The organism is Stenotrophomonas sepilia, from assembly GCF_003244875.1.
GTDB lineage: Bacteria > Pseudomonadota > Gammaproteobacteria > Xanthomonadales > Xanthomonadaceae > Stenotrophomonas > Stenotrophomonas sepilia.
Window position 1 is genome coordinate 1 of sequence record NZ_LXXZ01000027.1, and the last position, 26,196, is coordinate 26,196.

The window sequence follows — 26,196 nt, forward strand, 5'->3', positions numbered from 1 at the left end:
CCTCCGTCCCCTTTTTCTTCCGGCAACGAGAAAGGCCGGCTTGCGCCGGCCTTTCCTTTGTTGCGCCGAGAGGCCGCTTACAGCGCCTTGGCAGCTTCCACCACGTGCGCCGTGGTGATGCCGAAGTGCTTGTACAGCTGGTCGGCCGGGGCCGAAGCGCCGAAGGTGTCGATACCGATCACGGCACCGTCCAGGCCTACGAACTGGCGCCAGAAACCGGTGACGCCAGCTTCCACGGCCACGCGCTTGCGCACCGCGTTCGGCAGCACCGATTCACGGTAGGCCGCATCCTGGCACAGGAACACGTCGGTGGACGGCATCGAGACCACGCGGGTCTTGATACCGGCCGCATCCAGCTGGGCCTTGGCTTCGGTAGCCAGCGAGACTTCCGAACCGGTGGCGATCAGGATCACGTCCGGGGTACCGGCGGCATCGGCCAGCACGTAACCGCCGCGCTCGATCTGCTTGATCTGCTCGGCGCTGCGCGGCTGGTGCGGCAGGTTCTGGCGGCTGAACACCAGGCAGCTCGGGCCGTCCTGGCGGGTGATCGCGGCCTTCCAGCTCACGGCCGACTCGACCGCATCGCACGGGCGCCACACGTCGTTGTTCGGGATGTAGCGCAGCGAGGCCAGGTGCTCCACCGGCTGGTGGGTCGGGCCGTCTTCGCCCAGGCCGATCGAGTCGTGGGTATAGACGTGGATGGCGTGGGCCGGAATCAGCGCGCTCATGCGCACGCCGTTGCGGGCGTAATCGCTGAACACCAGGAAGGTGGCGTCGAACGGAATGAAGCCACCGTGCAGGGCCAGGCCATTGGCGATGGCGGTCATGCCGAACTCGCGCACGCCGTAGTACACGTAGTTGGCGTTGGCGTCGTCGCTGGCGACCGACCTGCTGCCCTTCCACAGGGTCAGGTTGGAGTGCGCCAGGTCGGCCGAGCCACCGACGATTTCCGGCAGCAGCGGCGCATAGGCTTCGATGGCCAGCTGCGAGGCCTTGCGCGAGGCGATCGTCGGGCCCTCGGCGGCCACCTGGGCGATGTAGGCATCGGCCTTGGCAACGAAGTCGGCCGGCAGCTCGCCATGCGAGCGGCGGGTCAGCTCAGCCGCCTCCGCCGGATACTGGCTGGCGTACTTGTCGAACAGCTGTTCCCACTCGGCCTGGCGCAGCGTGCCGGCGCCATTGGCGCGCCAGCCGTCGTAGATCGCCTGCGGGATCTCGAACGGGCCGTATTCCCAGCCCAGCTGCTTGCGGGTGGCTTCCAGCTCGTCCTTGCCCAGCGGAGCACCGTGGCTGGATTCCTTGCCCGCCTTGTTCGGCGAACCGAAGCCGATGGTGGTGCGGCAGCAGATCAGGGTCGGCTTGTCGCTCTGCGACAGCGCGGCCTCGATGCCGGCCTTGATGCTTTCCGGGTCGTGGCCGTCAACATCGCGGATCACGTTCCAGCCATAGGCCTCGAAACGTTCCGGGGTGTTGTCGGTGAACCAGCCCTCGACGTTGCCGTCGATGGAGATGTGGTTGTTGTCCCAGAAGCAGACCAGCTTGTGCAGGCCCCAGGTGCCGGCCAGCGAGGCCGCTTCGTGCGACACGCCTTCCATCAGGCAGCCATCACCCATGAACACCCAGGTGCGGTGGTCGACCACTTCCAGCTCCGGGCGGTTGAAGCGCTGTGCCAGCAGCTTCTCGGCCAGGGCGAAGCCCACGGCATTGGCGAAACCCTGTCCCAGCGGGCCGGTGGTGGTTTCCACGCCCGGGGTCTCGTGGCGCTCCGGGTGGCCGGCGGTGTGGCTGCCCAGCTGGCGGAACAGCTTGAGCTGCTCGATCGGCAGGTCGTAACCGCTCAGGTGCAGCAGCGCGTACTGCAGCATCGAACCGTGGCCGTTGGACAGCACGAAACGGTCGCGGTTGAACCAGTGCGGGTTGCTCGGGTTATGGCGGAGGTAGTCGTTCCAGAGGACTTCGGCGATGTCGGCCATGCCCATGGGCATGCCGGGGTGGCCGGACTTTGCGGTTTCAACCGCATCGGCGGCGAGGAAGCGGATGGCGTTGGCCAACTGGCGACGGGTAGGCTGCGTCATGGTTCTGTCGGAATCGGGAGGCGGCCGCGGACGTGCGGGCGGCCTATTGTCCCACAGACGCGGGGCCGGGTTCAGGCGTAGGACCAGATCCCTTGCCAGTGAAAGGGATCTGGTCCCGCCACCCCCTTACTTGGGCGCGGCAGCCTCGATCACGCCACACATCGACTTCTTCTGGAAGTCCTCGCCAGTGGCGTAGGTGGCCGGGGTGGTCTTGGTCACGGTGATCTTCGAACCCTTGCCCTCGGCTTCAACCAGCACGTTCCACGGCAGGGTGGTCTGGCCACCATTGAACTGGACGTTCTGTTCCAGGGTCAGCATGCCCAGGTCCTTGTCCACGCTGGCCACCTTCAGGCCCGACTTCACGCCCTCGATCTGGATACGCTTGAGAGCGTCGGCCGGGGTAACGTTGGGCACCACGTCCCAGGTGGTGAAGGTGCGCCCGGCGAAGAAGCTGCCGGTCTTGGTGTAGTTGGTTTCACAGGCCTTCTGGGCACTGGCGTCGAAAGCCAGCAGGCCCAGGGCGGCGACCATCACGTACGAAATCCTCATTTCTGCTCCCTTTCGCACGGCGCCAATCCCGACGCCTTCCATGCGTCGGGATAGTATCCATGGCATTCAGGGCGCGTTCAATCGAGGGGCGTGCCCAGCGCCGGTCCGTCATGGGACTCGCCCTTGGCCACCAACGTGGTCAGGGCCAGGTCGCCGGTCACGTTCAGGGCGGTACGGCACATGTCCAGGAAGTGGTTCACGCCCAGGATCAGGCCAATGCCCAGCGGGTTCACACCGACCATCGCGCAGATCATCGCCACCACCGGCAGCGAGCCCGAAGGCACGCCCGCCGTGCCGATGCCGCCAAGGATGCAGACCGCCATCACCATGACCTGCTGGCCAATACTCAGGTCCACGCCGAAGAACTGGGCCAGGAAGATCACCGTCACGCCCTCGAACAGGGCGGTGCCGTTCTGGTTGGCGGTGGCACCCACGGTCAGCACGAATCGCGACACGCGCTGCGGCAGGCCCATCTGGTCCGCCACGCGCAGTGCGGTCGGCAGGGTCGCGTTGCTGGAGGCGGTGGAGAACGCCATCACCGTCGCTTCCTGGGTATCGCGGAAGAACGACAGCGGCGAGCGGCCGGACAGCCATACGGCAGTACCGTAGGTCACGACCATGTGCAGGCCGAGCGCCAGCACCACCACGCCCACGTACGCGCCCAGGCGGATGATCAGCTCGAAGCCGAACAGCGCGGCCAGATTGAACATGAAGCAGGCCACTGCATAGGGGGCCAGGCGGATGACCAGGTTGATCAGGGTCATCGAGATTTCGAACACGCCTTCGATGGCGCGGCGCAACGGGGCGACCTTCTCATTGTCGGTCAGCACCATGCCGATGCCGAACATCAGCGCGAAGAACATCAGCGACAGGATCGCGCCATTGTCCGACGCGGCCTGCAGCACATTGCTCGGCACGATCGACAGCAGCATGTCCATGCCCTTCGGCGTGCCATGGATGCCAGCGACGATTTCCTTGCTGCGCTCGGCGTTCTCCGACAGCATCATCGCGGCGACCTGCGGATCCACGCCGGCGCCCGGCTTGAGCAGGTTGACCAGCACCAGGCCGATGCCCACGGCAATGCCGGACAGCAGCACGGTATAGGCCAGGGTCTTCCAGCCGATGCGGCCCAGGGCGCGGATGTCGCCCATCTCCGACACGCCCATGATCAGCGCCGAGAAGATCAGCGGCACGATCAGCATGAAGATCAGGTTCAGGAACAGGCCCGACGCCGGGGTGGTGACGTAGTCCATGACCCACTTGGCACCGGCCTGCAGGCCATCGACGCTGCCGCCCAGGGCGTGCACGATCAGTCCCAGGATCAGGCCGATCGCAAAGCCGATGCCCATCTTCCAATGCAGGGGCAACTTCTTCTTGTCGGCAGCAGCTGCTGTCATGCGCGGGTTTCCTCGAAAAATGAATGCACTCTAACAAAGCGCGCAAGCGGCGCCGGTTCAGGTTCGCCGCGTTGGATACAGCGGCGCCAGGCCAGTGTCGGCGGCGCCGGTTGCCGCCGACCAGTGCGGTCCGTCACGGAAGACCTCACGCAGGCGCGCGCGCAACGGGGCCAGTTCGCCCTGCCCGCCCCAGCGCGCCTGCTGCAGGTCCAGCAATACCTGGCGCTGGGCCGCGTCATCCAGCCGGGCGATGACCTGCTCGATGCGTTTCACACCGGCCATCGCACACAGCCGTGCCTCCACCTGGTCGAAGCCTTCACCATCCAGCGCACGGCGCAGTTCGGCCAGGCCCGCGCGTCCGCTCACTACGGTCGGCACAGAGGGCGTGCCGGCTGCAGGCGCCGCCACACGCGGGCGTCGGCCTCGCTGCCAGCCCCACAACAGGGTCAGCAGCCACAGCAGCGCCAGGCCAATGGCCGCCGCCATCCATGGCCACGGTCGCTCGGACAGGCCGCTGGCGCGTGGATCGGTCGCGGCGATACGCCCATCCTGTCCATCGCTGCCGGGCAGCGCGGCAGCGGTGTCGATCGGTGGCAGCGCTGCCGGCGAGGCAGTGGCGGCGCCGGTACCGGCCGCAACGGCCAGCGTCAGGTCCGGCAGCTTCGCTTCCTGTGCCTTGCCGTTGCGCACATCCCACCAGGGCAGGTGTGGTCCCGGCACCACCAGCGAACCCGGCTGGCGCGGCACAATCGAATAGCGGCGGGTGATCTTCAGGCGCGGCGTGCTGCCGTTGAAGGTCTCTTCGTACTGTGCCGGTTCGGCGAACACCTGCGCGTTGGCGCCGACATCCGGCACCGGCAGGTCGGTGAACTGTGCTCGGGTCGCGCCTTCGGCAACCGCTTCGACCACCACGTTGGCTGCCTCGCCGGTACGGGCACTGGTGGGCGCGCTGGTGTAGCGCAGCTGCAGGCTCTGCAGGGGCAACCACGGCTGCGGCGCCTGTGCCGGCTGTGCCTGCACCTGCAACGTGCGGTCTGCGCCGGTGGCATTCATGCGGCCATCGCCGCCCCCGAAGAAGTCATCGAAGAAACCTCCGGCGCTGCGCCCGCTGAAACGCGCACCGGACAGCCGCAACGCGCCGCTGCGCTCGGGGATCAGCAGGAAACGTCGTTCGACCACGTTGTAGCGGCGCCCGTTGACCTGGCGTACGTCGGTGCGGTCATCGCCCACCCGCTGCAACGACGCGCCCGCCGGGGTGTCCAGCACCAGCTCGCCGGAGGCCAGCTGCGAGGCGAAATACAAGCGCACCACCACGCCCACGCTCTGCTGCACGTACGGCGTATCGTCATCGACAACGGTCTCGATGAAGGCCATCGCATTGCTGTCAGGTCCGGCCACGGCGGCCGCATCGACCTGCAGCGTCAGCGGCGCGGTTCGCGCACTGCCCACCTGCAGGCCCGGTACCACCAGCGCACCGCTGCGCCGGGGGGTCAGCGCCACGCCATACAGGTTGCGCTGCTGCATGCTGCCATTGCTCCATTCCACCTGGCGGCTGCTGGTCTGGCCGCTCAGGTCGAAGTCGGTGCGCAATGGCGTGAAGTCGGGAGCGCCCTGATCGCTCTCGACATTGAGGGTGACCGTATCACCCATCGCGATGCGGTCGCGATCCAGCCAGGCGCGTGGCTGCGCCCAGGCCAGCAGCGGCAGCCACAGCAACAGCGCCGCCAGTACCGGCCGTGACCAGTGCCCGTGCATGTTGATCGCCCGCGTCATCGCCCTTCCCTCTTCCTGCGTTCGTTTTCCAGCTGGAACTTGGCCCGCAGCAACGCGCCCGGATCATCCGGCACACGCCGCATCCACGCTTCCACCGCCTGTTGCTCCTCGCGCTCGCGCGGCGTGCGGCCCTCAGCCCCCGGTACGGGTTTGCCGTCCTTGCCAGCCTCGCCTTCGCGTGCCTGCTGCATCGCCTGCTGCATGCGCTGGCGCTGCTGCTCATCAGCCTGGGCCTGTACCTTGGCATCCTCCACCTGTGGTGGCGCCTGCTGGCCATCGCGGCCGCGCTCGCCGGGCTGCGGGCTCGACGGGTTCTTGTCGTCACCCGCCTTGGGCTGCCCCTGCTGGCCCTGGCCGGGATTCTGCTGTCCCTGCTGCGGCTTCTGGCCCTGCGGGTTCTGCTGGCCCGGGGCATCGTTCTGCTGCTTCTGCTGCCCGCTCTGCGGTGGCTTCTGCTGATCCTGGCCTTTGCCACCGGACTGCCTGCGCTTGCGCGCGGCATCGACCACGGCACGGTTGGCGACCGCATCGGCCATGCCGGGATGCAACGCCAGCGCGCGGTCGTAGGCGGCGATCGCTTCGTCGTAGTTGCCTTCGCGTGCCAGCGTGTTGCCCAGGTTGTACCAACCGGCATCGTTGTCGATGCCTTCGAAGCGTTTGCGTGCAGTGGTGAAGTCGCCGTTGCGGTAAGCCTGGACGCCCTCGGCCAAGCGCTGATGCTGCGCTTGGTCGCTACGCTTCCACAGCGTGCCCTGCGCGGGTTGCGAGGCCTGCGTCGCAGGTGCCTGCGCCTGCGCGTCATTCATCCATGGCACGAGGCCGACCGCGAGCACCGCCGCCAGCAGCGCACGACGGCGGAAGGCCAGCAATGCCAGCAGCATCACCGGCGGCAGCAGCCAGAAGCCTTCGTCACGCCACTGCTTGCCTTCGCCCGGCCGCTGCGCCGCCGTGCCTTCGCGCGCGTCGAGTACACCGAGCGCACGCAGATCGCTGTCATCGGCGGAGATGCGTGCATAGCGGCCGCCGCCTGCAGTGGCCACCGCGCGCAGGCTGCCCTCATCCAGCGCAGCCTGGCGGATCTGCCCGCTGCCATCGCGGTAGGCCGCACCGGCAGGCGTGCCCAGGCCCAGCACCGACACCTGCAGGCCCAGGCTGCGTGCCTGCGCTGCCGCCAGTGCAGCTTCACCATCCGCCTGGTCGCTGACCAGCAGGATCTGCCCCTGCAGCGCACCAATCTGCCGCATCAGCCGTGTTGCCCAGTCGATGCCGCGGTCGGCACGCTGGCCATCGCGCGGCATCACGTCCGGCGACAGCGCATCCAGATACAGCGCGACGTTGCTGCCGTCGTCGGTCAGCGGCGCCACGGTGTAGGCATCATCGGCATACACCACCAGGCCCACCTGCCCGCCCTGGCGCGCGCGCAGCAGCTGGCCCACTTTCGCGCGCGCCTGCAGCAGGCGCGACGGTGGCAGATCGGTTGCGCTGATCCGGCTGGACAGGTCCAGTACCACCAGCAGCGGTGCGCTGGCCTGGAACATCGGCTGCGCCTGCTGCCGCCAGCTCGGCCCGGCCATCGCCAGCGATGCCAGTGTCCAGCCCAGCAGCAGCGCCCATGGCAGGCGCACGCGACGCTTCGCACCGGCGGCCAGCAGATGTGGCAACAGATGTGCATCCACGGCCTGCCGCCACGCATCACTGCGTCGCTGCCGGTACAGCGCCAACGCGATGATCAGCGGCAGCGCCAGCAGCGCCCACAACCACTCGGGCCGCAGGAAGTGCAGCGCGTTCCAGTCGGGAAGATTCGAAGCAAACGCGATCATCGGCGACGCTCCGGCCACAGCCAGGCCAATGCGCCCAGCAGCAATGCCAAGCCCAACGGCCACGCATAGCGTTCCTCGCGAGGGCGCAGGCTCGGGCCCTTTGCGGCCACTGGCTCCAGGCGATCGAGCTCGGCGTAGATCCCGGCCAGCTGCGCGGTATCACGCGCGCGGAAGAACTGGCCACCGGTCATGCTAGCGATCTTCTTCAGGGTGGCCTCATCGACCGGATCCTGGTCGGTGGAAATCGGAATGCCGAACAAACGCATGCTGCCATCGCCGCCAAATGCGACCGTGTGGATGCGCACGCCCTCGGCGCGCGCCACTTCCGCGGCGCGCAGCGGTTCCAGCACACCGGCATTGCTGACACCATCGGTCAGCAGGATCAGCACGCGCTGTCCCTCCGGCTGGGTACGCAGGCGCTTGACCGCCAGGCCGATGGCATCCCCGATGGCGGTCTCGCGCCCGGCCAGGCCGACCACGCTGTCGCGCAGCTGGTCGCGCACGCTGGCCAGGTCCGCAGTCAGCGGCGTGAGTGTGTAGGCGCGGTCGCCGAAGATCAGCAGGCCGACGCGGTCGCCCGCACGACGATCCAGGAAGTCGGCAAGCACGGCCTTGGCTGCGGTCAGGCGATCGACCGCCTGGTCGCCCAGCACCATGTCGCCCTCGCCCATGCTTCCGGACACGTCCATCGCCAACATCATCTGTCGGCCCTCCTGCGGGGGCGTGATGGCGTCGCCCAGCTGCTGCGGTCGCGCCAGCGCGATGCACAGTGCACACCACCCCAGCCACAGCAGCAGCGTGCGCAGCCACGACACGTCGACGCGGCCACCACCGGACAGCGCTTCCAGCTCGGCGGCAGCGTAGGGGACGCGTAGTGCAGCACCCGGCGCTGCACGGCGCTTCCACCAGCGCATCAGCAGCGGCATCGGGAGGGCCAGCAGGGCCAACGGCCACGCCAGCTGCAGGTCCGGCCATGGCCAGTAACTTGCCAGCAGGTTCATCGGCGGCGCTCCAGCAGCATCGCCAGATAGCGTTCGCGGGCCCAGCTGCGTATGGCCGCCACGTCGCGGTTGTCGACGCGCGGGCGATAGGCGCCTTCGGCCAACAGGCTGCGGTGGTCATCGGCCAGCGTGCGCTGCGGGTCGAGGCGTTGCCACCAGGCGTCATCGCGCAGCGATTCACTGCCCGGCCGTGCATGGCGTGCGGCACGGCGCAGCAGTCCGGCGATGGCCGCCAGTTCGGCCGCAGCGTCGGGGGCGGTTGCCAGTTCCTGATCGAACAGCTGCAACCAGCGCTCGCGACGGCGGCGACGTCGCCACATCACCACGGCGGTCACCAGCAGCACCAGCACGACCACCGCGCCGATCATCAGGTAACCGGGGGCTGGCGGCCACCATGACGGTGCCGGCGGCAGCTGCACATCGCGCAACGGCAGCGCGGCGCTCATGCCGGCACCTCGGTCGGCGACGGCGCCAGCCAAGCGTCGCTGGACGCATCGGAGGACAGCACCTGCACGTCGACGCGGCGTGCGCCGAGCTGGCGCCGCAGTTCCTGCAGCGGTTCGACAAAGTGCGCCTGCCAGTGCGCCTGCACTTCGCTGCGGCGCAGGTCGAGACCGATGCGCTGCTGCGCGGTCTGGAACTGCAACGCCGCCGACGGTGGCCGCAGCTCCAGTGGATCGACCAGCAGCACCAGGCTGAGGTCGTGATGCTGGGCCAGCGCGCTCCAGCGCGCGGGCGGAATGCGGATGGCCTGCTGCGGATCGGCCAGCACCAGCATGCGTGCCCCGGGGCGCAGCACGCGGCCGGCATGGTCCAGCGCGCGCTCCAGGCCCAGATCGTCGGCCGGCGGCTGTGCGTACCAGCGGGTGAGCGCGTCGAGCACGCGGAGCACTCCGCGCGGCCCACCTGCGGGGGTGATCGGCGCTTCGCGGTCGCTGCCACGCAATGCGCCCACGCGGTCGCCACGGCGCTGCGCCGACCACGCGGCAACAGCACCCGCGCGTGCGGCCTGCACCGATTTGAAGCGCACGCGGGTACCGAAGTACAGCGCCGGCGACGTGTCGGCCACGATCAGGCTGACCCGCTCACGCTCGGCCTGGAACAGTTTGGTATGGGCGCGGCCGGTGCGCGCCGTCACGCGCCAATCGATGTGGCGCGCGTCGTCGCCGGCCACGTATTCGCGCGACTCGGCGTACTCCATGCCGCGGCCGCGCAGCGGGGATGGTGCCTGGCCCGCGTTGCCGGTGCGGCCACGGCGCGGCGGCGGCGGACGCTGTGCCAGCCGACGCAGCGCGACCAGTTCGGCCAGCTGCGGGCGCAGCCCGTCACCTTCGAGCGCAGACGGTGCCTGTTCCAGGGATCGATCGGTCATGCGCAGGCTCAGGGTGCCGGCACCCGGGCCAGCAGCTCCTGCACCAGGCGCTCGCCGTCCCAGCCTTCGGCGGTGGCTTCATAGCTGGGCAGCACGCGATGGCGCAGCACATCAGCGGCCACCGCACGCACGTCATCGGGGGTGACGAAGTCGCGGCCGGCCAGCCAGGCGCGCGCACGGGCACAGCGCTCCAGTGCGATGGATCCGCGCGGGCTTGCCCCCCATGCGATGCGGCGGCCGAGGCCGGCGTCGTAGCGCGATGGATCGCGCGAGGCCAGCACCAGTTCGATCAGGTAGCGCTCCAGTGCCGGTGCCATGTGCAGGTCCAGCACTTCGCGGCGGGCGTCGAACACGTCCTGCATCGGCATCTTGTCCGGCGCCGGCGCGGCCTCACCCAATGCGCCACGGGCACGCTCACGGGCCAGCCGCAGGATCTCCGATTCGGCGGCCTGGTCCGGGTAACCGATGCGCACATGCATCAGGAAGCGGTCCAGCTGCGCTTCCGGCAGCGGGAAGGTACCTTCCTGCTCGATCGGGTTCTGCGTGGCCATCACCAGGAACAGCGGCGGCAGCGCATAGGTATGGCGGCCAACCGTGACCTGGCGCTCGCCCATGGCTTCCAGCAGCGCCGACTGCACCTTGGCCGGCGCACGGTTGATCTCGTCGGCCAGCAGGATCGGGTGGAAGATCGGGCCAGGCACGAACTCGAAGCGGCCCTCCTGGGGGCGCCAGATCTCGGTGCCGGTGAGGTCGGCCGGCAGCAGGTCGGGGGTGAACTGCACGCGGGCAAAGTCTGCTTCCAGGCGCGAGGCCAGTGCACGGATCGCCGTGGTCTTGGCCAGGCCCGGCGCGCCCTCCACCAGCAGGTGGCCGTCGGCCAGCAACGCGATCAGCAGGCGTTCGACCAGGGCCGCCTGGCCGACGATCTCGGTCGACAACGCATCGCGCAGCTGGGTGAATGCCGCATGCAGGCGTGAGGTTGCCGGCGCGGGCGGCGGCGAGACAGTTTCGGGCATCGGCGGTGGCAGGTTCATGGGGGCCTTTGACCGGCGCGGGACGGCACGGGTTCCCGACATCATCGCAGGGTGCCCTGCGATTGGCATCAAGAACGGCTGAACAGCGCATCCACGCAGGGCGTGGATCTACCGGCAGAAACGAGGAAGGGCCGCACAGGGCGGCCCTTCTTCGAAGACTTCGGAGCGATGGCTCAGTTCTGCTTGGCCACGCGCAGCACCTTCGGGGTGACGAACACCAGCAGTTCGGCCTTGTCCTTGTTGCGACCGCGCTTCTTGAACAGGTTGCCCAGGAACGGCACGTCGCCCAGGAACGGCACCTTGCTGATGCTGTTGCGATCGGTGAATTCGTAGACGCCACCGATCACCACGGTCTGCCCGTCCTCGACCAGCACCGCGGTATTGACTTCGCGGCGGTTGATCGACGGCACGGTACCGTAGCCCTCCAGCTGGATCAGCTGGTCGACTTCGTCCTTCTTCACCTGCATGTTGAGGAACACGCGGTTGTCGTTGGTGATGGTCGGAGTGACCTTCAGCTCCAGCACCACTTCCTTGAACTGCACGTTCGGCGTCGCCACGCCGCCAGCGGTACCACCACTGATGGTGACGTAACCGATCTCCTTGCCCTGCTTGATCATCGCTTCGCGCTGGTTGGTGGTGACCACGCGCGGGTTGGAGATCACCTCGCCTCGCGATTCCTGCTGCATGGCCGACAGCTCCACATCCAGCAGATAACCGGCATTGAGGATGGACAGTGCCAGCGAACCCGGGTTGCTGGCGGCGGCCACCGGCAGGTTCCAGTTCAGGCCACGGGTGATCGCCGAGCCGGACTTCACCGGCGGCGGGCCGACCCGGCCACCGGCTTCCCAGTCACGCTCGGCCTTGGCGTTGGCCAGGTCGGTCGTCACCTGCGACTCGCGGGTCTTGGCGTTGGCATCCAGGCTGCCGCTGAAGTACACGTTGTCGCGGCTGCCGCTGACACCGAACTTCGCACCCAGTTCGCGGGCGAAGGTATCGGTGGCGATGACGATGCGGCTTTCGATCAGCACCTGGTCGACCGGGCGGTCGATCACGTTGATCAGCTCGCGCATGCGCGCGATCTTCTTCGGGATGTCGCTGATCATCAGCGTGTTGGTGCGCTCGTCGGCCACGATGCGGCCGCGCGAGGACAGGAAGCCACTGTCTTCCTGCGACGAGCTGCCCGAACCACCGCCGCTGCCACCACCACCACTGCCACCGATGCCCTTGGCCTCGGTCAGCGCTTTGAAGATCTGCGTAGCGCTGTGGTAGTTGATCTGGATGTAGTCGGTCTGCAGGTCTTCGCGGTTCTCGATGGCGATGCGCGCGTCTTCCTTCTCCTGCTCGAACTTGGCCAGTTCGGCCTGCGGCGCCACCCAGATCACGCTGCCGTCGCGACGCTTGTCCAGGCCCTTGGCGCGCAGCACGATGTCCAGCGCCTGGTCCCACGGCACATTGACCAGGCGCAGGGTCACATTGCCCTGCACCGAGTCGGACGCAACCACGTTCAGGTTGGACTCCTCGGCGATCAACTGCAGCACGGTGCGCACCGGCACGTCCTGGAAGTTGAAGGTCACCGGCTTGCCGGTGAAACCGCGCTGGCCGACGGCCTTGGCCGCCTGGGTGACGCTGCCGGCAGTGACCGCGCCGACGGCGGCCGGGGCCTGCCGCGGGCTGATCTCGACCACGTACTCATTGCCGCTCTGGTAGGCCAGCGACTCCACTGCACCGCCGGTGCTCAGCACCAGCTGGGTGCCGGCACCGGACGGCTTGGCGTCGATGCGCTGTACCGGCGTGGCGAAGTCGGTGACGTTCATCGGCTTCTGCAGGTTGGCCGGCAGTCGGGCATTGCCGACGTCGACCACGACGCTGTTGCCCTGCGTGCGCAGGTCAGGGATCGCGCCCTGCCCGTCGAACTGCACGATCAGGCGCCCGGCGCCGTCATCGCCACGCTTGAAATCGATCTTGGCCACCGACAGGCCTGCCGGCGCAGCGGCCGGTGCCACGGTGGCGCCCACCGGCTTTTCCGCCGGTGCGGCAGCCAGCGCCGGAGCGCAGGCCAGCATCAGCGCGACTCCCAGCGCGCTGACACGGTTCAAGGTAGAGCGCCGGATGGGACGCAGCCCCTTGGCTTGGTGAAAGGTCATCGTGCTATCCCCAGTAAACGATCATTGATCTTCAAGCGAGAGCGTTGCCGGCCGTTCCAGCCAGCCACCCGCGCCATCCGGCACCAGTTCGATCAGCTCCACGCGGTCTTCGAAGACCGCCGTGACCCGCCCGTCGCTCTGCCCCAGGTAACCGCCCGGGCGGACCCGGTAGGTGACCTTGTCCGGCCCCATCACCAGCGCCACGGTGCCTGCACCGGTACCGATGGTGCCGACCATGTCCAGCGCATCCAGCGGGAAGCCTTCCAACGGCTCCTTGCGCCGGTTCGGGTCCGGTCGCAATCCGCCGTTCCCCTGCTGCGGATTGGTCCAGGCATCGGTGAACGGATCGCGCATGCCCTGCGCGGAGTATTCAAAGGTCTCGAACTGCTGCATCACCGGCAGCGGCTCCAGCGGTTGCGCCGGTCGCGCGCGCTCGCCTTCCACCCACTTCTCAAGGTTTGGTGCGTCGCCGGGCGTGCTGGTCACGCCACGGCCGCAACCGGCCAGCAGCAGTACAGCCAGCACCATCGCACCACGTACGGTCTGCGCGCGCATCACTTCTTGCCCTCCTTGCCAGCGTCGGCCGCCTGCTGCGCCTGCACTTCGGTCTCGTCCAGGTAACGGTAGGTCTTGACCGTACCGGACAGTTCCAGTGCACCGCTGCGGACGTTGCCGCCGGTCTTTTCCTTGGGCTTGAGGTTGATGTCATGCATGGTCAGGATCACCACCCGCGGCAACGAGGCCACGCCACTGACGAATGCGCCGAACTGGTGGTAACTGCCCACCATGCGCAGCTTGATCGGCTTCTCGGCGTAGAACTCCTTGATCTGCTCCTGCTCCGGCTCAAACAGCTCGTTGGTCAGGCCGCTGGACAGCGCGGTCTGCGAGATGTCGATGATCAGGTCGGGCATTTCGGTCTTGCTCGGCAGCTGCCGCAGCATCTGCTGCAGCACCTGCTCCATCTGCGCCAGCTGCTGCTTCAGCGGCCCCAGGTTCACCGCGCGTTCCTGCTGCTTGGTGAACTCGGCGCGCAGCTCGACTTCCTTCGATTCCAGGCCGGCCAGTTCTTCGCGCTTGCCGCTGATCAGCAGCATCCACGCCACGAACATGATGACCAGCGCCAGCAACGAGCAGAAGACGATCTTGGCCTTCTGCGGCCAGTTGCCGATGTCGTTGAAATCCAGGTTCTTGATGTCGATCTTCTGGCTCATGCGCGGTCCCCCTGCAGCAGCGCATTGAAGGCCTGCGGCGGCTGCGCCAGGCGGCTGCCCTCAGGCTTCGGGGCGGGTGCCGGGGCCGGCGCGGCGGCCGGAGCGGCCGGTTGGTTCGGCTTGGCCGGCGGTGCAGCGGCCGGTGCAGCGGGAGCCGCTGCCGGCTGGCCCGCTGCCGGAGCCGCAGGCGTCGCGGCACCCGGACCTGCGGCCAACGGAGCCACCGGTGCGGGCGCAGCCGTCGCCACCGACCCATCGGCGTTCAGGCCCGGCGTCGCCGAGACCTCTTCGCTCTGTGCCGGCAGTTTCACCTTGACCACGAACACGTAGGGCAGCGCCTTGATGTCGGCCAGCGGACCGACCTTGCCATCCTTGTCCTTCTCCGGGTCACGCGCTTCGATGATCGACAGCTCCGGATTGGTCATCCAGCCGGAGGTCTCCAGGTTGCGCATGTAGGCCGAAACGCGGGCGTTGGACTGGGTGCGGCCTTCCAGCGTCAGCACATCCCCTTCCTGCTTCAGCGCGGTCAGCACCACGCCATCGGGAATGGTGCGTACCAGCGCGTCGAACAGGTGGACCATCTGCGAGCGCTTGGCCTGCAGTTCCTCGATCACCTTCTTGCGGGCCAGCAGGCGTTCCTTCTGCGCGTCGAGGCGATCGATCTCCTTGTTCTGTTCCTTGACCTTCTCGATCTCGGCTTCCAGATAGGCGTTGCGGTCCATCTGGCCGCTCACCTGGCGGTCGTAATAGAACCAGATCATCAGCGACAACAGCAGGCCACCGACAGCGGCCATGCCCAGCATTGCGTAGAACTCGCGCTGGCGTTGCTTGCGCCGCTCGGCGCGCCAGGGCAATAGATTGATGCGTGCCATCAGTCGAAGCTCCTCAGCGCCAGACCGGTCGCGATCATCAGCGCGGGGGCATCCTGGGCCAACGCATGCGCGTTCACCTTCGGCCCCAGGGTCATCTGCGCCAGCGGGTTGGCGACCACGGTCGGCACGCCCAGCTGTTCCTCGACCATCTCCGGCAGGCCACCGAGCACGGCGCAGCCGCCGGCCAGCACGATGTGATCGACGCGGTTGAATTCGCTGCCTGCATAGAAGAACTGCAGCAGGCGGCTGATCTGCTGGACCGTGGCTTCCTTGAACGGCTCCAGCACTTCCATTTCGTAGCTTTCCGGCAGGCCGCCCTGGCGCTTGGCCAGCCCGGCTTCCTCGTAGCTCAGGCCATAGCGGCGCATGATCTCGTCGGTCAGCTGCTTGCCACCGAACACCTGCTCGCGGCTGTAAAGGCTGCGGCCGCCGCGCAGGACATTGAGGGTGGTCATGGTGGCGCCGATGTCGACCAGCGCAACCACGCCGTCGATGGACACCGGCAGCTCGCTGGCGACCAGGGCGTAGGCGTTCTCGACCGCAAAGGCCTCCACGTCCATCACCTTGGCCTGCAGGCCACCGAGCTCCAGTGCGGACTGGCGCAGCTCGACATTCTCCGAACGCGACGCGGCCAGCAGCACCTGGACCATCTCCGGGTTGTTCGGGATCGACCCGATCACCTCGAAGTCCAGGTTCACTTCCTCGATCGGATACGGAATGTAGTTGACCGCTTCCAGCTCGATCTGGGCTTCCATGTCGTTTTCGTCGAGATCGGCCGGCATCGGGATCACCTTGGTGATCACCGCCGACCCCGCGACGGCGGCAGCGGCCAACTTGGCCTTGCTGCCTGAACGGTTCATCGCCCGGCGGATGGCCTCACCGACGGCCTCCACTTCGACGATGTTCTTCTCCACCACCGCATTCGGCGGAAGAGGTTCCACAGCGTAATGTTCCACGCGGAAACGATTGCCGCTGCGGGACAGCTGCAAAAGCTTTACCGCAGTCGAACTGATGTCGACGCCTACAAGCGGCGACTGACTTTTTGGGATGAGCCCCACGGTTTCTCCCCTGCCGACGGGCACTTGGACGCAAGACCTGCGTCCGAGCATTAATAACGTATTCTTAGCAAATGGCAACGGCCCTGCTGTGAAATCCCTCACGGATTCACCATGCAGCCCCTGACCGTTCCCCTTGCGCTCCCCGGTGCCGACCCCAGCCGCCACCTTGCGTAATCTATACTCTGCGACCACGAAATTCGCAATCGGAATCTGAACCCGATGACTCGACTCCGCCGCTGGCTGCGCTGGATCTTCCTGATTGTCCTGGTCCTGGCGCTGATCGGCGCGGCCGCCGTGGGCGGTCTGTACTATGCCGTTTCCTCCAAGCTTCCCGACGTGCAGACCCTGCGCGACGTGGAAATGCAGGAGCCGATGTACGTCTATGCCGCCGACGGCAAGCTGATGGCGGTGTTCGGCGAGACCCGGCGCACCCCGGTCACCATGAAGGACGTGCCCGAGCGGCTGAAGCAGGCCTTCCTGGCCACCGAGGACGCCCGCTTCTACGAGCATGGCGGCGTGGACTACATGGGCATCGGCCGTGCGGTCTGGCTGCTGGCCACCACCAACGACAAGCGCGTGCCGGGTGGCTCCACCATCACCCAGCAGGTCGCCCGCCAGTTCTTCCTCAGCTCCGAGTACAGCTACACCCGCAAGCTGGCCGAGATCCTGCTGGCGCGCAAGATCGAGTCCGAGCTGAGCAAGGACGAGATCTTCGAGCTGTACCTGAACAAGAGTTTCTTCGGCAACCGCGCCTACGGCGTGGCCGCCGCCGCCGAGTTCTACTACGGCAAGAAGCTGAACGAGCTGGACCTGGACGAGATGGCCTCGCTGGCCGGTATCCCCAAGTTCCCGTCGTCGGGCAACCCGATCTCCAACCCGGAACGTGCCCGCCAGCGCCGTGACAACTACGTGCTGCAGCGCATGGCCGACCTGAAGTTCGTCAGCCAGGCCGAGGCCGACGCGGCCAAGGCCGTGCCGATGCACGCCACCGCGCATGAGCCGCCGGTGCAGGTCGATGCACCCTACGTGGCCGAGCTGGTGCGCCAGGAAATGATCGCCCGCTTTGGCGGCGACGTGGTCAACAAGGGCTACCACGTCACCACCACGATCGACTCCACCCTGCAGACCGCCGCCAACCTGGCCGTCCGTGACGGCCTGCTGCTGTACGACCACCGCCACGGTTGGCACGGCGTGGAGAAGCAGGTGCAGCTGGGCGCTGGCGACGATACCGCCGCGCTGGCCGAGCACCTGCGCGGCATGTACGGCCAGGCCGGCCTGCTGCCGGCAATCGTCGCCAGCACCGCTGCCGATGGCAGCGCCACGGTGGTGCTGGCCAACCGCACCGAGATCGTGCTGCCGGCCGGTGCCGCCAAGTGGACCAACAAGACCCCGGGCAAGCTGGTGCAGCGCGGCGACATCGTGCGCGTACGCGCCGGTGCCAAGGAAGGGGAGTGGCTGCTGGACCAGATCCCGCGCGGCCAGTCCGCACTGGTCTCGCTGGATGCCCACAGCGGCGCGCTGAAGGCGCTGGTGGGTGGCTTCAGCTTCTCCGGCAACAAGTTCAACCGCGCCACCCAGGCCCGCCGCCAGCCGGGTTCGAGCTTCAAGCCGTTCGTCTACGCGGCCGCTTTCGACAAGGGCTACAACCCGGCCTCGATCGTGCTCGACGCCCCGGTCGTGTTCCGCGATCGCCGCGGCAAGACCTGGGCCCCGCAGAACGACGGCGGCGGCTTCCGCGGCCCGATGCGCCTGCGTGAAGCGCTGGTGCAGTCGCGCAACCTGGTCTCGGTACGCCTGCTCGATGGCATGGGCGTGGACTACGCGCGCAAGTACATCAGCGAGTTTGGCTTTGCCGAATCGGAGCTGCCGCCGAACCTGTCGATGTCGCTGGGCACGGCCTCGCTGACCCCGCTGTCGGTGGCGCGTGGCTACGCGGTGTTCGCCAATGGCGGCTCGCGCGTGGATACCTGGCTGATCGACCAGGTCAATGACCGCGACGGCAACCTGGTGTTCAAGGAAAACCCGGCGCTGGCCTGCCGCGACTGCGCCGGCAGCAGCGACCAGCCGGTCAACCAGGTGGTGGATGGCTTCAACTTCGGCGCCCCGGCCCCGAAGGTGGACCCGGCCGCTGCGGCCAAGGCCGAAGCCAAGACCGAGACCCCGGCCGCGCCGGCCAACCCGGATGCCCGCACCGCCCCGCGCGCGATCGACGCCCGCACCGCCTACCAGTTGGTGTCGATGATGCGCGACGTGGTCCAGCGCGGTACCGGTGTGCAGGCCAAGGTGCTCGGCCGCGAGGACGTGGGCGGCAAGACCGGCTCCACCAACGACCATCGTGACGCCTGGTTCTCCGGCTTCGGTGGCCCGTACGTAACCACCGTGTGGGTGGGCCGCGACGACTTCCGCTCGCTGGGCTACCGCGAGTACGGCGGCAAGGCGGCGCTGCCGATCTGGATCGACTACATGCGCACCGCGCTCAAGGACACCCCGATCGCGCAGAACGAGCCGCCCAGCGGCATGGTCCAGGCCACGCTCAACGGCGCGACCGAGTGGGTGAAGGTGGAAGACATGGATCGCCTGACCGACTACGACCTGAACCTCAATACGCCACAGGCCGACGCCGCCGCGTTCGATATCTTCTGAGGAAGGGTGCAGTGGGTGCCAACCGTGGGTTGGCACCGATGCGACTGTAGGGCCGAGCCCATGCTCGGTTCAGGGCCCCCGCGTAGAGCAGCCGAGCGTGGGCTCGGCTCTACATCCCCACCTTGAAATACCTACGCGGATGTCACATCCGTGCGCTAGTCTGTAGCCAGGTCGCAACAGGAGTCATCGCATGCATCGCGCCCGTCAGCATGCTGCCAGCCAGACCCGCGAGCGGCGCCACCGCCTCGCCCACGAAGCCGCCCGCCTGATGGCTGAAGGCGGCATCCGCGACTACCACCAGGCCAAGCTGAAGGCCGCCAGCCGGCTCGGCATCCACGACGATGCCTCCCTGCCCCGCAACACCGAGATCGAAGACGCCTTGCGCGAGTACCAGCGGCTGTTCGCCGGGCCCCAGCACGGCAATGAACTGCAGCGCCGCCGCGAGGCCGCGATGCGCGCGCTGGAGTTCCTGCACGGCTTCGCTCCACGGCTGGCCGGCCCGGTGCTGGACGGCACCGCCGATGCCAACAGCCCGGTGCAGCTGCACCTGCACAGCGACGACCCGGAGGCCGTGCATCGCTTCCTGGACGAGCACGGCATTCCCGCTGAATCGCGGACGCGCCGGCTGCGCATGGACCGCGAGCGTAGCCTGGACGTGCCGGTGTGGGTGTTCAGTGCCGAGGAGCTGACCTTCGACCTGGCCGTGCTGCCGTACGATGCGCTGCGCCAGGCGCCGCTGTCGCCGGTGGATGAGAAGCCGATGCGACGCGCGTCTGTCGCGCAGTTGCGGCAGCTGCTGGCCGAAGCGGAGATCACCGCGTATATCGGCGGGTAACGGTTGCGCCGGCCTTGGATGGTTCCGGCCTTGGATGGTTCCGGCCTTGGTAGGTGCGGACCGTTGGTCCGCACTGTGCATCAGGCGTGCGGACACCTGGCCCAAGAGCAGCCGAGCATGGCTCGGCTCTACAGAAAGCGCGCTACCTGCTTCCTTCTTCTGGTGGGTGCGGACCGTTGGTCCGCACGGTGCATCAGGCATCCGGACACCTGGCCCAAGAGCAGCCGAGCATGGCTCGGCTCTACAGAAGACGCGTTGCCTGCTTCCTTCTTCTGGTGGGTGCGGACCGTTGGTCCGCACGGTGCATCAGGCATCTGGACACCTGACCGAAGAGCAGCCGAGCATGGCTCGGCTCTACAGAAAGCGCGCTACCTGCTTCCTTCTTCTGGTGGGTGCGGACCGTTGGTCCGCACGGTGCATCAGGCATCCGGACACCTGACCGAAGAGCAGCCGAGCATGGCTCGGCTCTACAGGAGGTGCGTTGCCCTACCAGACATCATGGTGTTGCTCCTCCGTTTCATCGCCAAGCAGGCGCATCAGCCAGGGGGCTCCCACCCGCTGCGGGTACGCCATCATCATCCGCGCGTGCATGTTCTGCAGATCGCCCAGCAACCAGGTCTGGTTGTAGACATCGCCGAACGGGTCCGACCACGCCGTCTGGATCCGCGCGCGCTCACCGCCGTTGAGGTTGGGCATCCTGTCCAGCGGGATCTCCAGTACCGGCTCCAGCGCCCGGTTGATGGCCGCGTTCTCCGCCTCCGCCGCACGCATGAGTTCCAGCCGATGGCTCACCTGCCAGCACGGGAAAGGGAAGCAGCTTCCCGTGGCATCGATGTACGTCGCGATGTCGGCCAACATGTGGGCCTTCAGCTGCCACACCGTCGCACTGTCCAGCAGCTGCCGCACCCGCAGTGTGCGCAGCGTGCCGGCACGGACATCCTCCGGCGTGGTGAACGGCTCACCCGGCGTGGGGCCGCCATGCCGCACCAGCACGATGCGATGGATCGCCTCCTGGGTGATGTTCTCCACGCGCAGCGCGGCGGCCTCCGGATGCACGCGAGGCGGCGGCACGCTCGATACCCGCCAGGTGTACCAGGCCGCCAAGCCCATGCCCGCCACGCACAGCAGGGCGAACAGCAGCCAGCGGTCCAGATTGCGGGTGTAGTAGTAATACCGCGCCCGCCAAAGGTAGAACGTGCGGTAGCTGATGAACCGGCTTACCCATCGATACATTGCCATCTCCTCGGCAAGGACCCCGGCGCGGCGGGGCGGATTACGCGCGTCACGCCGGGGCTCCATCGCTTACCAGCCGATGCCGACGCCGACGCCCATGCTGCGCTCACCGCTGTTGGTGAACGCACCATTGAGGCTGAAGGTGGCCGAGCCCTTCTCGTTGAGCACGCGCTGGTAGCCCACCGCCATCGCCGACTCACCCTCGCTGTAGCCCACGCCCGCACCCAGGCGGTTGTAGGTGGCCAGGCCCGCGGTGTTCATCGCCATCGCGGTCTGTGCGCTGCTCATCGCCGCCATGCGGTTGAAGCGCTTGTCCATCTTGTCCAGGCGACGCTCGAAGTTGCTGATCGCGCCATCGGTATACTCGTTGGCGCGTGCCAGCATCTTCTCCAGTTCAGCGGTATCGACCTGGGGCTTCGGGGTGTCCTCCTTCTTCGTCTTCGGCTGCGGTGCAGGTTTCTCACCCTCGCCGATCGACGCCACCTGCTGGCCGCCTTCGGCCTGCGGCACCGGCGCTTCCGGTTCGGGCACTGAAGCCACCGCCATTGCCTGCGGCTGCGGCGCATCGATGCGCTCTTCCAGGCCATCGATACGGCCGTTGAGCTGCTGCTGCATCGAATGCAGCTGGCCACCATTGACCGCATCGCGGCTGCCGGCGGCAATCAGGCCATTGGCCACGTTGGAGATGACCATGCCGTGGGTTCCGGCGAGGGTGAGCTGGTTGAGACCGTCGGCGCGGACCGAGGGCGTGTCCTGGAACACGCTGCGCAGCTGCGACTCGACCTGGTTCACGCGCGAGCGGTTGCTGACGACCGCGCCGTCGAGCGCCTCCAGCGCACCATTGAGGGTGGACTGGGACTGGCCCTGCACGGTGAAGCTGGGGCCGACGATGTTGCCGTTGGCATCGACCTCACCGCCGAGCGCGGACAGCGCGCCGCGCAGCTGGCCGACGGTGGCAGCGTTGTGGTTGGCGGTGCCGTTGGCGATGTTGGTGAGGCGACGCTTCGTACCAATATTGCCAAACGACACAACCCCCGCCTCGGTTGCATAAGAGCTGGTTCCTAGCGCGATAGAACCATGGGCCCCGGGTTCGACTCTCGAACCAACACCAAACGCGATGGCTCCGATTGCACCAGACTCGCCGGCCCTACCAACCTCAGCTCCAGTTCCGACGGCAAAGCTGGAATCTGAGCCTTGGTAGACAGTGGACGCTCGTCCGATGGCAATTGAGTTTTTGCCCATTGCCCCGGCGAATGTTCCAATTGCCGTGCCCCCCTCAATGCCCGTCTTTGCCAAGTTTCCAATGGCGAGACCACCCGGACCAGCCTGAGCAGCGCCATACCCAGGAGCCGTACCAACACTGACGTACTGGCTGATGTCTTCCATGGCCGAAACACGGCTGTTGGTCTCATAGAGCTGACTGCCACGCACAACGTCCGAGCTATCAGCCGACAACTTCGCCTCGGCCACGCCAGTCAAACGCGCACCGCCGAAATCAATCGGGCCGCTCGCATCCAATCCACGCATGGCCTGCTCGCGCATCTCCCGCTCCTTGCGCATCGCCTCCAGATCGTTCCGATTCTGCGAGATCTTCTGCTCTGCGGCGTACAACTGGCTGCCCGTTACGGCATCACGGCTTCCTGGCGCTATCCGACCGTCAGCCAAGTTGGTCAGCACCATGCCATTCACGCCATTCAGCGCGATCTGGTTCATGCCATCGCCACGGGCCGAGGGTGAATCCTGGAAGATCGAGTTGAGCTGGCCTTCCACCTTGTCCGCACGGCGGCCTGCGGTGGTGACAGCTCCATCGAGCGCCATCAGCGCGTCCTCCACGGTGTTCTGCGTTCCGCCCTGCACCGCGTAGGTCGGGGCGATGATGTTGCCGCTTGCGTCCATGCCGGCGCCACCGCCGAGGGTAGCGAGGGAATCCTTGAGCTGAGAGACGGTGGTGGCGTTGTGGTCGGCGGTGCCACGGGCGATGTTCACCAGACGACGATAAGTAGTAGCACTTCCAAAGGAAGCCACTCCGGCCTCATCCGCCTGAGAGCCTTCGCCGATCGCCAGCGAACCATCTGCTCCTTTACCTACCTTTGCTCCAGCACCGATTGCAACACCTCCCCGTGCGCCGCTTCCCGCAATGCCAACCTCCGCTCCAGCACCTAGTGCAAATCCACTATCAGAATCCTCATGCACGACTGACGCACGGCCAATTGCCACGGAGTTTCTACCGAGTGCCTTCGCATGGGTACCCACTGCAGTTCCCCCATCGCTGCCGGTCTTGGCTGAGTTACCTACAGCGACTCCCACGGGCCCTGCCTCGGCACGCTCGCTAGCAGGCGCCGTGCCAATACTCAGAAACTGAGTCGTGTCTTCCAGGGCTGCAATCCGAGCATTACTTGAGTACAGCTGTCTCCCAGACACAGCTTCGGCACTACTGGCACTCAGGGCTCCATCCGCCACACCACTGATCTTCCGGTTGGCATTGGCACTATTACGCACGTTCAGGGTCGTACCACCGTTCTTCTCTCCCAAACGAACATCGCCAGACGCGGAAACCTGCGCCACCAGCCCGCCCAGCGCCGCTGTTTCGGCCAACGCCTTTGTTGCATCCGCCTTTGCCAGGGTCGCGTCCGCAGCCGCAGAGATGGCCACGCCTTCCACAGCCACCACCTTCTCATTGGTGGCATTGAGCTGCCTGCCGTTGACGGCCTCATAGCTGCTGCCGCTGACCACACCGTCGGCCACACCAGTCAGCTTTCGACCCGCATTCGCACTATTGCGCACATCCAACACCGTTCCGCTGTTCTTCTCACCCAGGCGGACATTGCCGTTGGCGGCGGTCTGGCTGACCAGCCCCTCCAGCGCACCCGTTCTGACCAACGCCTTGGCAGCATCTGCCTTCGCAACCGTTGCATCCGCCTGCGCGGCGTTGGCCACTTTTTCCACGGCAGCCACCTGCACGTTGGTGGCGTTGAGCTGCTTGCCGTTGACCGCTTCATTGCTGCTGGCACTCACGGTGCCATCCGCCACACCGGCAACCTTTCGGCTGGCGTTGGCGCTGTTGCGCACGTCCAGTACGGTGCCGCTGTTCTTCCCGCCCAGGCGGACATTGCCGGTGGCGCCTGTCTGGGAGACCAGACCGGTGAGCGCGGCCGTCTCGGCCAGCGCCTTGGTAGCGTCGGCTTTTGCGGCATTGGCCGCCGTCTGCGCGCTCGTGGCCGTGCTCTGCGCAGCGGACACGGCCTGGTTGGTCGCGAACAGCTGATTGCCGGTGATGGCATCGGTACTGCCATTGCTGACCGCGCCATCGGCAATGTACTGGATCTTGCGCTTGAGAGTGGCGCTGCCCACCGAAACGGAGTTGACCGACGCTGTGACGGCGCCAGCCCCCAGTGCCACCGCATTGTCATGGCGGGCGTTGGCCCGGTCACCCAGTGCAACGGCGCTGGTGTTGGCCGATACCGCAAGATTGCCCAACGCGGTGGCGAACTGCGCCTTGGCCTCGCTGCCACGCCCCAGCGCAGTGGACTGCTTGGCCGTCGCTTTGCTCAGGTACCCCATTGCAGTGGCATGCTCGGCAGCCGCATTGGCGTCACCGCCTACGGCGATGGAGAAGTTTCCGCTGGCAATGGCCCGGAAGCCGGTCGCGACCGCGCCGTTTGCGCTGCGCGTATTTGCACCGATGGACACGCCGGCATTCTGGTTGTTCACCTTGTTGCCCTCTGCATCGACGCCGGCCAGAGCGTCGAATCCGAGTGCGACACTGCGGCCGTTGTAGGCCTTGGCATTGTTGCCGATGGCGGTACTGATGCCGTAGCTCCCCGATTCTGCGACCGCGCCCTTGCCCAGTGCCAGGGTGGTGGCATCGATGCGGTTGGTGGCCGACTGGGCGAGCGTACGAACGTCCGCAAGGTCTCCCTTTACGGTGCCCACTGCCGATTCCACTGTCCCCAGCCTGGTGTTCGTGGCGTTGAGCTGCCGGCCATTCACGGCATCCGTACTGCTTGTCGTCAACGTTCCATCAGAAACGCCACTCACTTTTCGCGTCGCCAACACTGCATTGCGCATACTGACTTCCGTGCCGGTATTGCTGTTGGCAATACGCACTATGCCGCTCGCAGAATCCTGCTTGATCAAGCCATCGACCCGCTCGTTCATCGCATGCAGTTGCTTGCCTGTAACTGCATCTGAGCTTGAAGCCGTGATGCGGCCGTCTTCCACGTTCACAATCCGCCGTCGCAGCGTGGAACTGCCCACGGAAACGGTGTTCTTTTCGGTTGCGGAAGAACGCACACCCAGCGCAACTGCTCCTTGCGCGGCTGCCGACGCACCGTAGCCCAGGGCTACGCTATCAATGCGCGCCTCGGCGCCACCGCCTATGGCGATTGCACCGGTGTAACCCGGCGTCCCGGCCTTCGCAGCAGCACCTATGGCGATGCCGGACGTGCCGCCGCCGGTATCGACCGAGGCTTTGCTGCCCAGGGCGACGCCATCAACGCCATTGGCGAATGCGTTTGCGCCCATTGCGACCGCATTCTCGCCCTGTGACAACGAGCCACTGCCGACCGCAAGCGCGTTCTGACGCGTTGCAGCAGCGCTGTTTCCGAATGCGGTGGAGCCGATTCCCTTGCCGTAGGCATTGGCGCCTACAACCGTGCTGTGACCACCATTGGCAGTCGCGTTGTAGCCCACGGCAACACTGTCTACGCCGTTGATGTTGGCCTTGTGGCCCAATGCCGCGTTGTAGTTGCCAATGATCTGGGCCTTGGGACCAAAGGCAGCGTTCCAGGAGCCGTCGTTGTACGAACCTCCCCCCATGATCAGATAGTCCTTGGAGGTGGAGATCTTTGCATTGGCAGAGGTTTTTCCATCCTCACTTTGTCCTGACATGGGCACGCAATAGACGTCCGCCTTGTCCCAATCGAAGGGCGAACATCCCCAGTACATGCTGCCCGCGTTCGCGGAAATGGAGCCGGCCGCAGACATCGATAGTGGAATGACTAGTAGCCGGAGTTTTCTCGGCGATGAGGAACACTGCCTTGCGACAGCCAGCTCGCTCGCTACCACCCAGCACTGGCGTGCAGCATTCCAGATACGTCGATAGATTCGATTCATGGTCTTTCTCCTTAACAGTTTGCGGAAAAGGCATCCCGCGCCAGGCGCGGGACGCAGGGAGGTG

The 26,196-nt window shown here is 66.7% G+C and carries 18 protein-coding genes; 2 read left to right on the forward strand and 16 right to left on the reverse strand.

Annotated elements, in window-relative coordinates; all coding sequences use genetic code 11:
- Window positions 1-77: 77 nt before the first annotated feature.
- From tkt to A7X97_RS04095, 14 genes are all read right to left on the reverse strand, one after another.
- Window positions 78-2,075 carry a transketolase gene (gene tkt / locus A7X97_RS04030; RefSeq protein ID WP_111007623.1) on the reverse strand — a complete coding sequence of 666 codons (1,998 nt, stop codon included), beginning with the start codon at window positions 2,073-2,075 and terminating at the stop codon, window positions 78-80.
- Between the two features lie 126 nt (window positions 2,076-2,201).
- Entirely contained in the window at window positions 2,202-2,624 is a 423-nt protein-coding gene (locus A7X97_RS04035) for a hypothetical protein (protein WP_227837915.1), read from the reverse strand.
- Window positions 2,625-2,701: 77 nt separating this feature from the next.
- The gene (locus A7X97_RS04040; protein WP_072168473.1) at window positions 2,702-4,021 is read right to left on the reverse strand and encodes a dicarboxylate/amino acid:cation symporter; all 1,320 of its coding nucleotides are present in this window, start codon (window positions 4,019-4,021) and stop codon (window positions 2,702-2,704) included.
- Between the two features lie 57 nt (window positions 4,022-4,078).
- Window positions 4,079-5,794 carry a BatD family protein gene (locus A7X97_RS04045; protein WP_072168472.1) on the reverse strand — a complete coding sequence of 572 codons (1,716 nt, stop codon included), beginning with the start codon at window positions 5,792-5,794 and terminating at the stop codon, window positions 4,079-4,081.
- On the reverse strand, window positions 5,791-7,614 hold the full coding sequence (locus A7X97_RS04050; protein WP_088497534.1) for a tetratricopeptide repeat protein: 1,824 nt from the start codon (window positions 7,612-7,614) through the stop codon (window positions 5,791-5,793). The genes A7X97_RS04045 and A7X97_RS04050 overlap by 4 nt, the downstream gene beginning before the upstream one ends.
- Window positions 7,611-8,615 (reverse strand): vWA domain-containing protein, encoded by a 1,005-nt coding sequence (locus A7X97_RS04055; RefSeq protein WP_088497531.1) that lies wholly within the window; start codon window positions 8,613-8,615, stop codon window positions 7,611-7,613. The genes A7X97_RS04050 and A7X97_RS04055 overlap by 4 nt, the downstream gene beginning before the upstream one ends.
- Window positions 8,612-9,061: a DUF4381 family protein gene (locus A7X97_RS04060; protein ID WP_088497530.1), complete on the reverse strand. Its 450-nt coding sequence runs from the start codon at window positions 9,059-9,061 to the stop codon at window positions 8,612-8,614. The genes A7X97_RS04055 and A7X97_RS04060 overlap by 4 nt, the downstream gene beginning before the upstream one ends.
- On the reverse strand, window positions 9,058-9,987 hold the full coding sequence (locus A7X97_RS04065) for a DUF58 domain-containing protein (protein ID WP_088497529.1): 930 nt from the start codon (window positions 9,985-9,987) through the stop codon (window positions 9,058-9,060). Before A7X97_RS04065 ends, A7X97_RS04060 begins: the two co-directional genes overlap by 4 nt.
- An 8-nt stretch (window positions 9,988-9,995) precedes the next feature.
- Window positions 9,996-11,021, reverse strand: a complete 1,026-nt coding sequence (locus A7X97_RS04070; protein WP_005418911.1) for an AAA family ATPase — start codon at window positions 11,019-11,021, stop codon at window positions 9,996-9,998.
- Window positions 11,022-11,194: 173 nt separating this feature from the next.
- Window positions 11,195-13,165, reverse strand: coding sequence for a type IV pilus secretin PilQ (locus A7X97_RS04075; RefSeq protein ID WP_065185316.1), 1,971 nt, complete (start codon window positions 13,163-13,165; stop codon window positions 11,195-11,197).
- Between the two features lie 21 nt (window positions 13,166-13,186).
- A complete protein-coding gene (locus tag A7X97_RS04080) occupies window positions 13,187-13,720 on the reverse strand; it encodes a pilus assembly protein PilP (protein WP_005418914.1) in 534 nt (177 codons plus the stop codon).
- Complete coding sequence (locus A7X97_RS04085) at window positions 13,720-14,376, reverse strand: type IV pilus inner membrane component PilO (RefSeq protein WP_057493352.1); 657 nt, start codon at window positions 14,374-14,376, stop codon at window positions 13,720-13,722. The genes A7X97_RS04080 and A7X97_RS04085 overlap by 1 nt, the downstream gene beginning before the upstream one ends.
- Window positions 14,373-15,248, reverse strand: a complete 876-nt coding sequence (locus tag A7X97_RS04090) for a PilN domain-containing protein (protein WP_088497528.1) — start codon at window positions 15,246-15,248, stop codon at window positions 14,373-14,375. The genes A7X97_RS04085 and A7X97_RS04090 overlap by 4 nt, the downstream gene beginning before the upstream one ends.
- Window positions 15,248-16,306 (reverse strand): pilus assembly protein PilM, encoded by a 1,059-nt coding sequence (locus A7X97_RS04095; protein WP_014038321.1) that lies wholly within the window; start codon window positions 16,304-16,306, stop codon window positions 15,248-15,250. Before A7X97_RS04095 ends, A7X97_RS04090 begins: the two co-directional genes overlap by 1 nt.
- A 219-nt stretch (window positions 16,307-16,525) precedes the next feature.
- Between A7X97_RS04095 and A7X97_RS04100 the strand changes: the two genes are divergently transcribed.
- On the forward strand, window positions 16,526-18,949 hold the full coding sequence (locus A7X97_RS04100; RefSeq protein ID WP_111007624.1) for a penicillin-binding protein 1A: 2,424 nt from the start codon (window positions 16,526-16,528) through the stop codon (window positions 18,947-18,949).
- A gap of 190 nt (window positions 18,950-19,139) precedes the next feature.
- Window positions 19,140-19,784: a hypothetical protein gene (locus tag A7X97_RS04105; protein ID WP_005418931.1), complete on the forward strand. Its 645-nt coding sequence runs from the start codon at window positions 19,140-19,142 to the stop codon at window positions 19,782-19,784.
- A 486-nt stretch (window positions 19,785-20,270) separates the two neighbouring features.
- Here A7X97_RS04105 and A7X97_RS04110 read toward each other — a convergent pair whose 3' ends face one another.
- Window positions 20,271-21,017: a hypothetical protein gene (locus tag A7X97_RS04110; RefSeq protein WP_088497526.1), complete on the reverse strand. Its 747-nt coding sequence runs from the start codon at window positions 21,015-21,017 to the stop codon at window positions 20,271-20,273.
- Between the two features lie 69 nt (window positions 21,018-21,086).
- On the reverse strand, window positions 21,087-26,132 hold the full coding sequence (locus A7X97_RS04115) for an ESPR-type extended signal peptide-containing protein (protein ID WP_111007625.1): 5,046 nt from the start codon (window positions 26,130-26,132) through the stop codon (window positions 21,087-21,089).
- Between the last annotated feature and the right edge of the window lie 64 nt (window positions 26,133-26,196).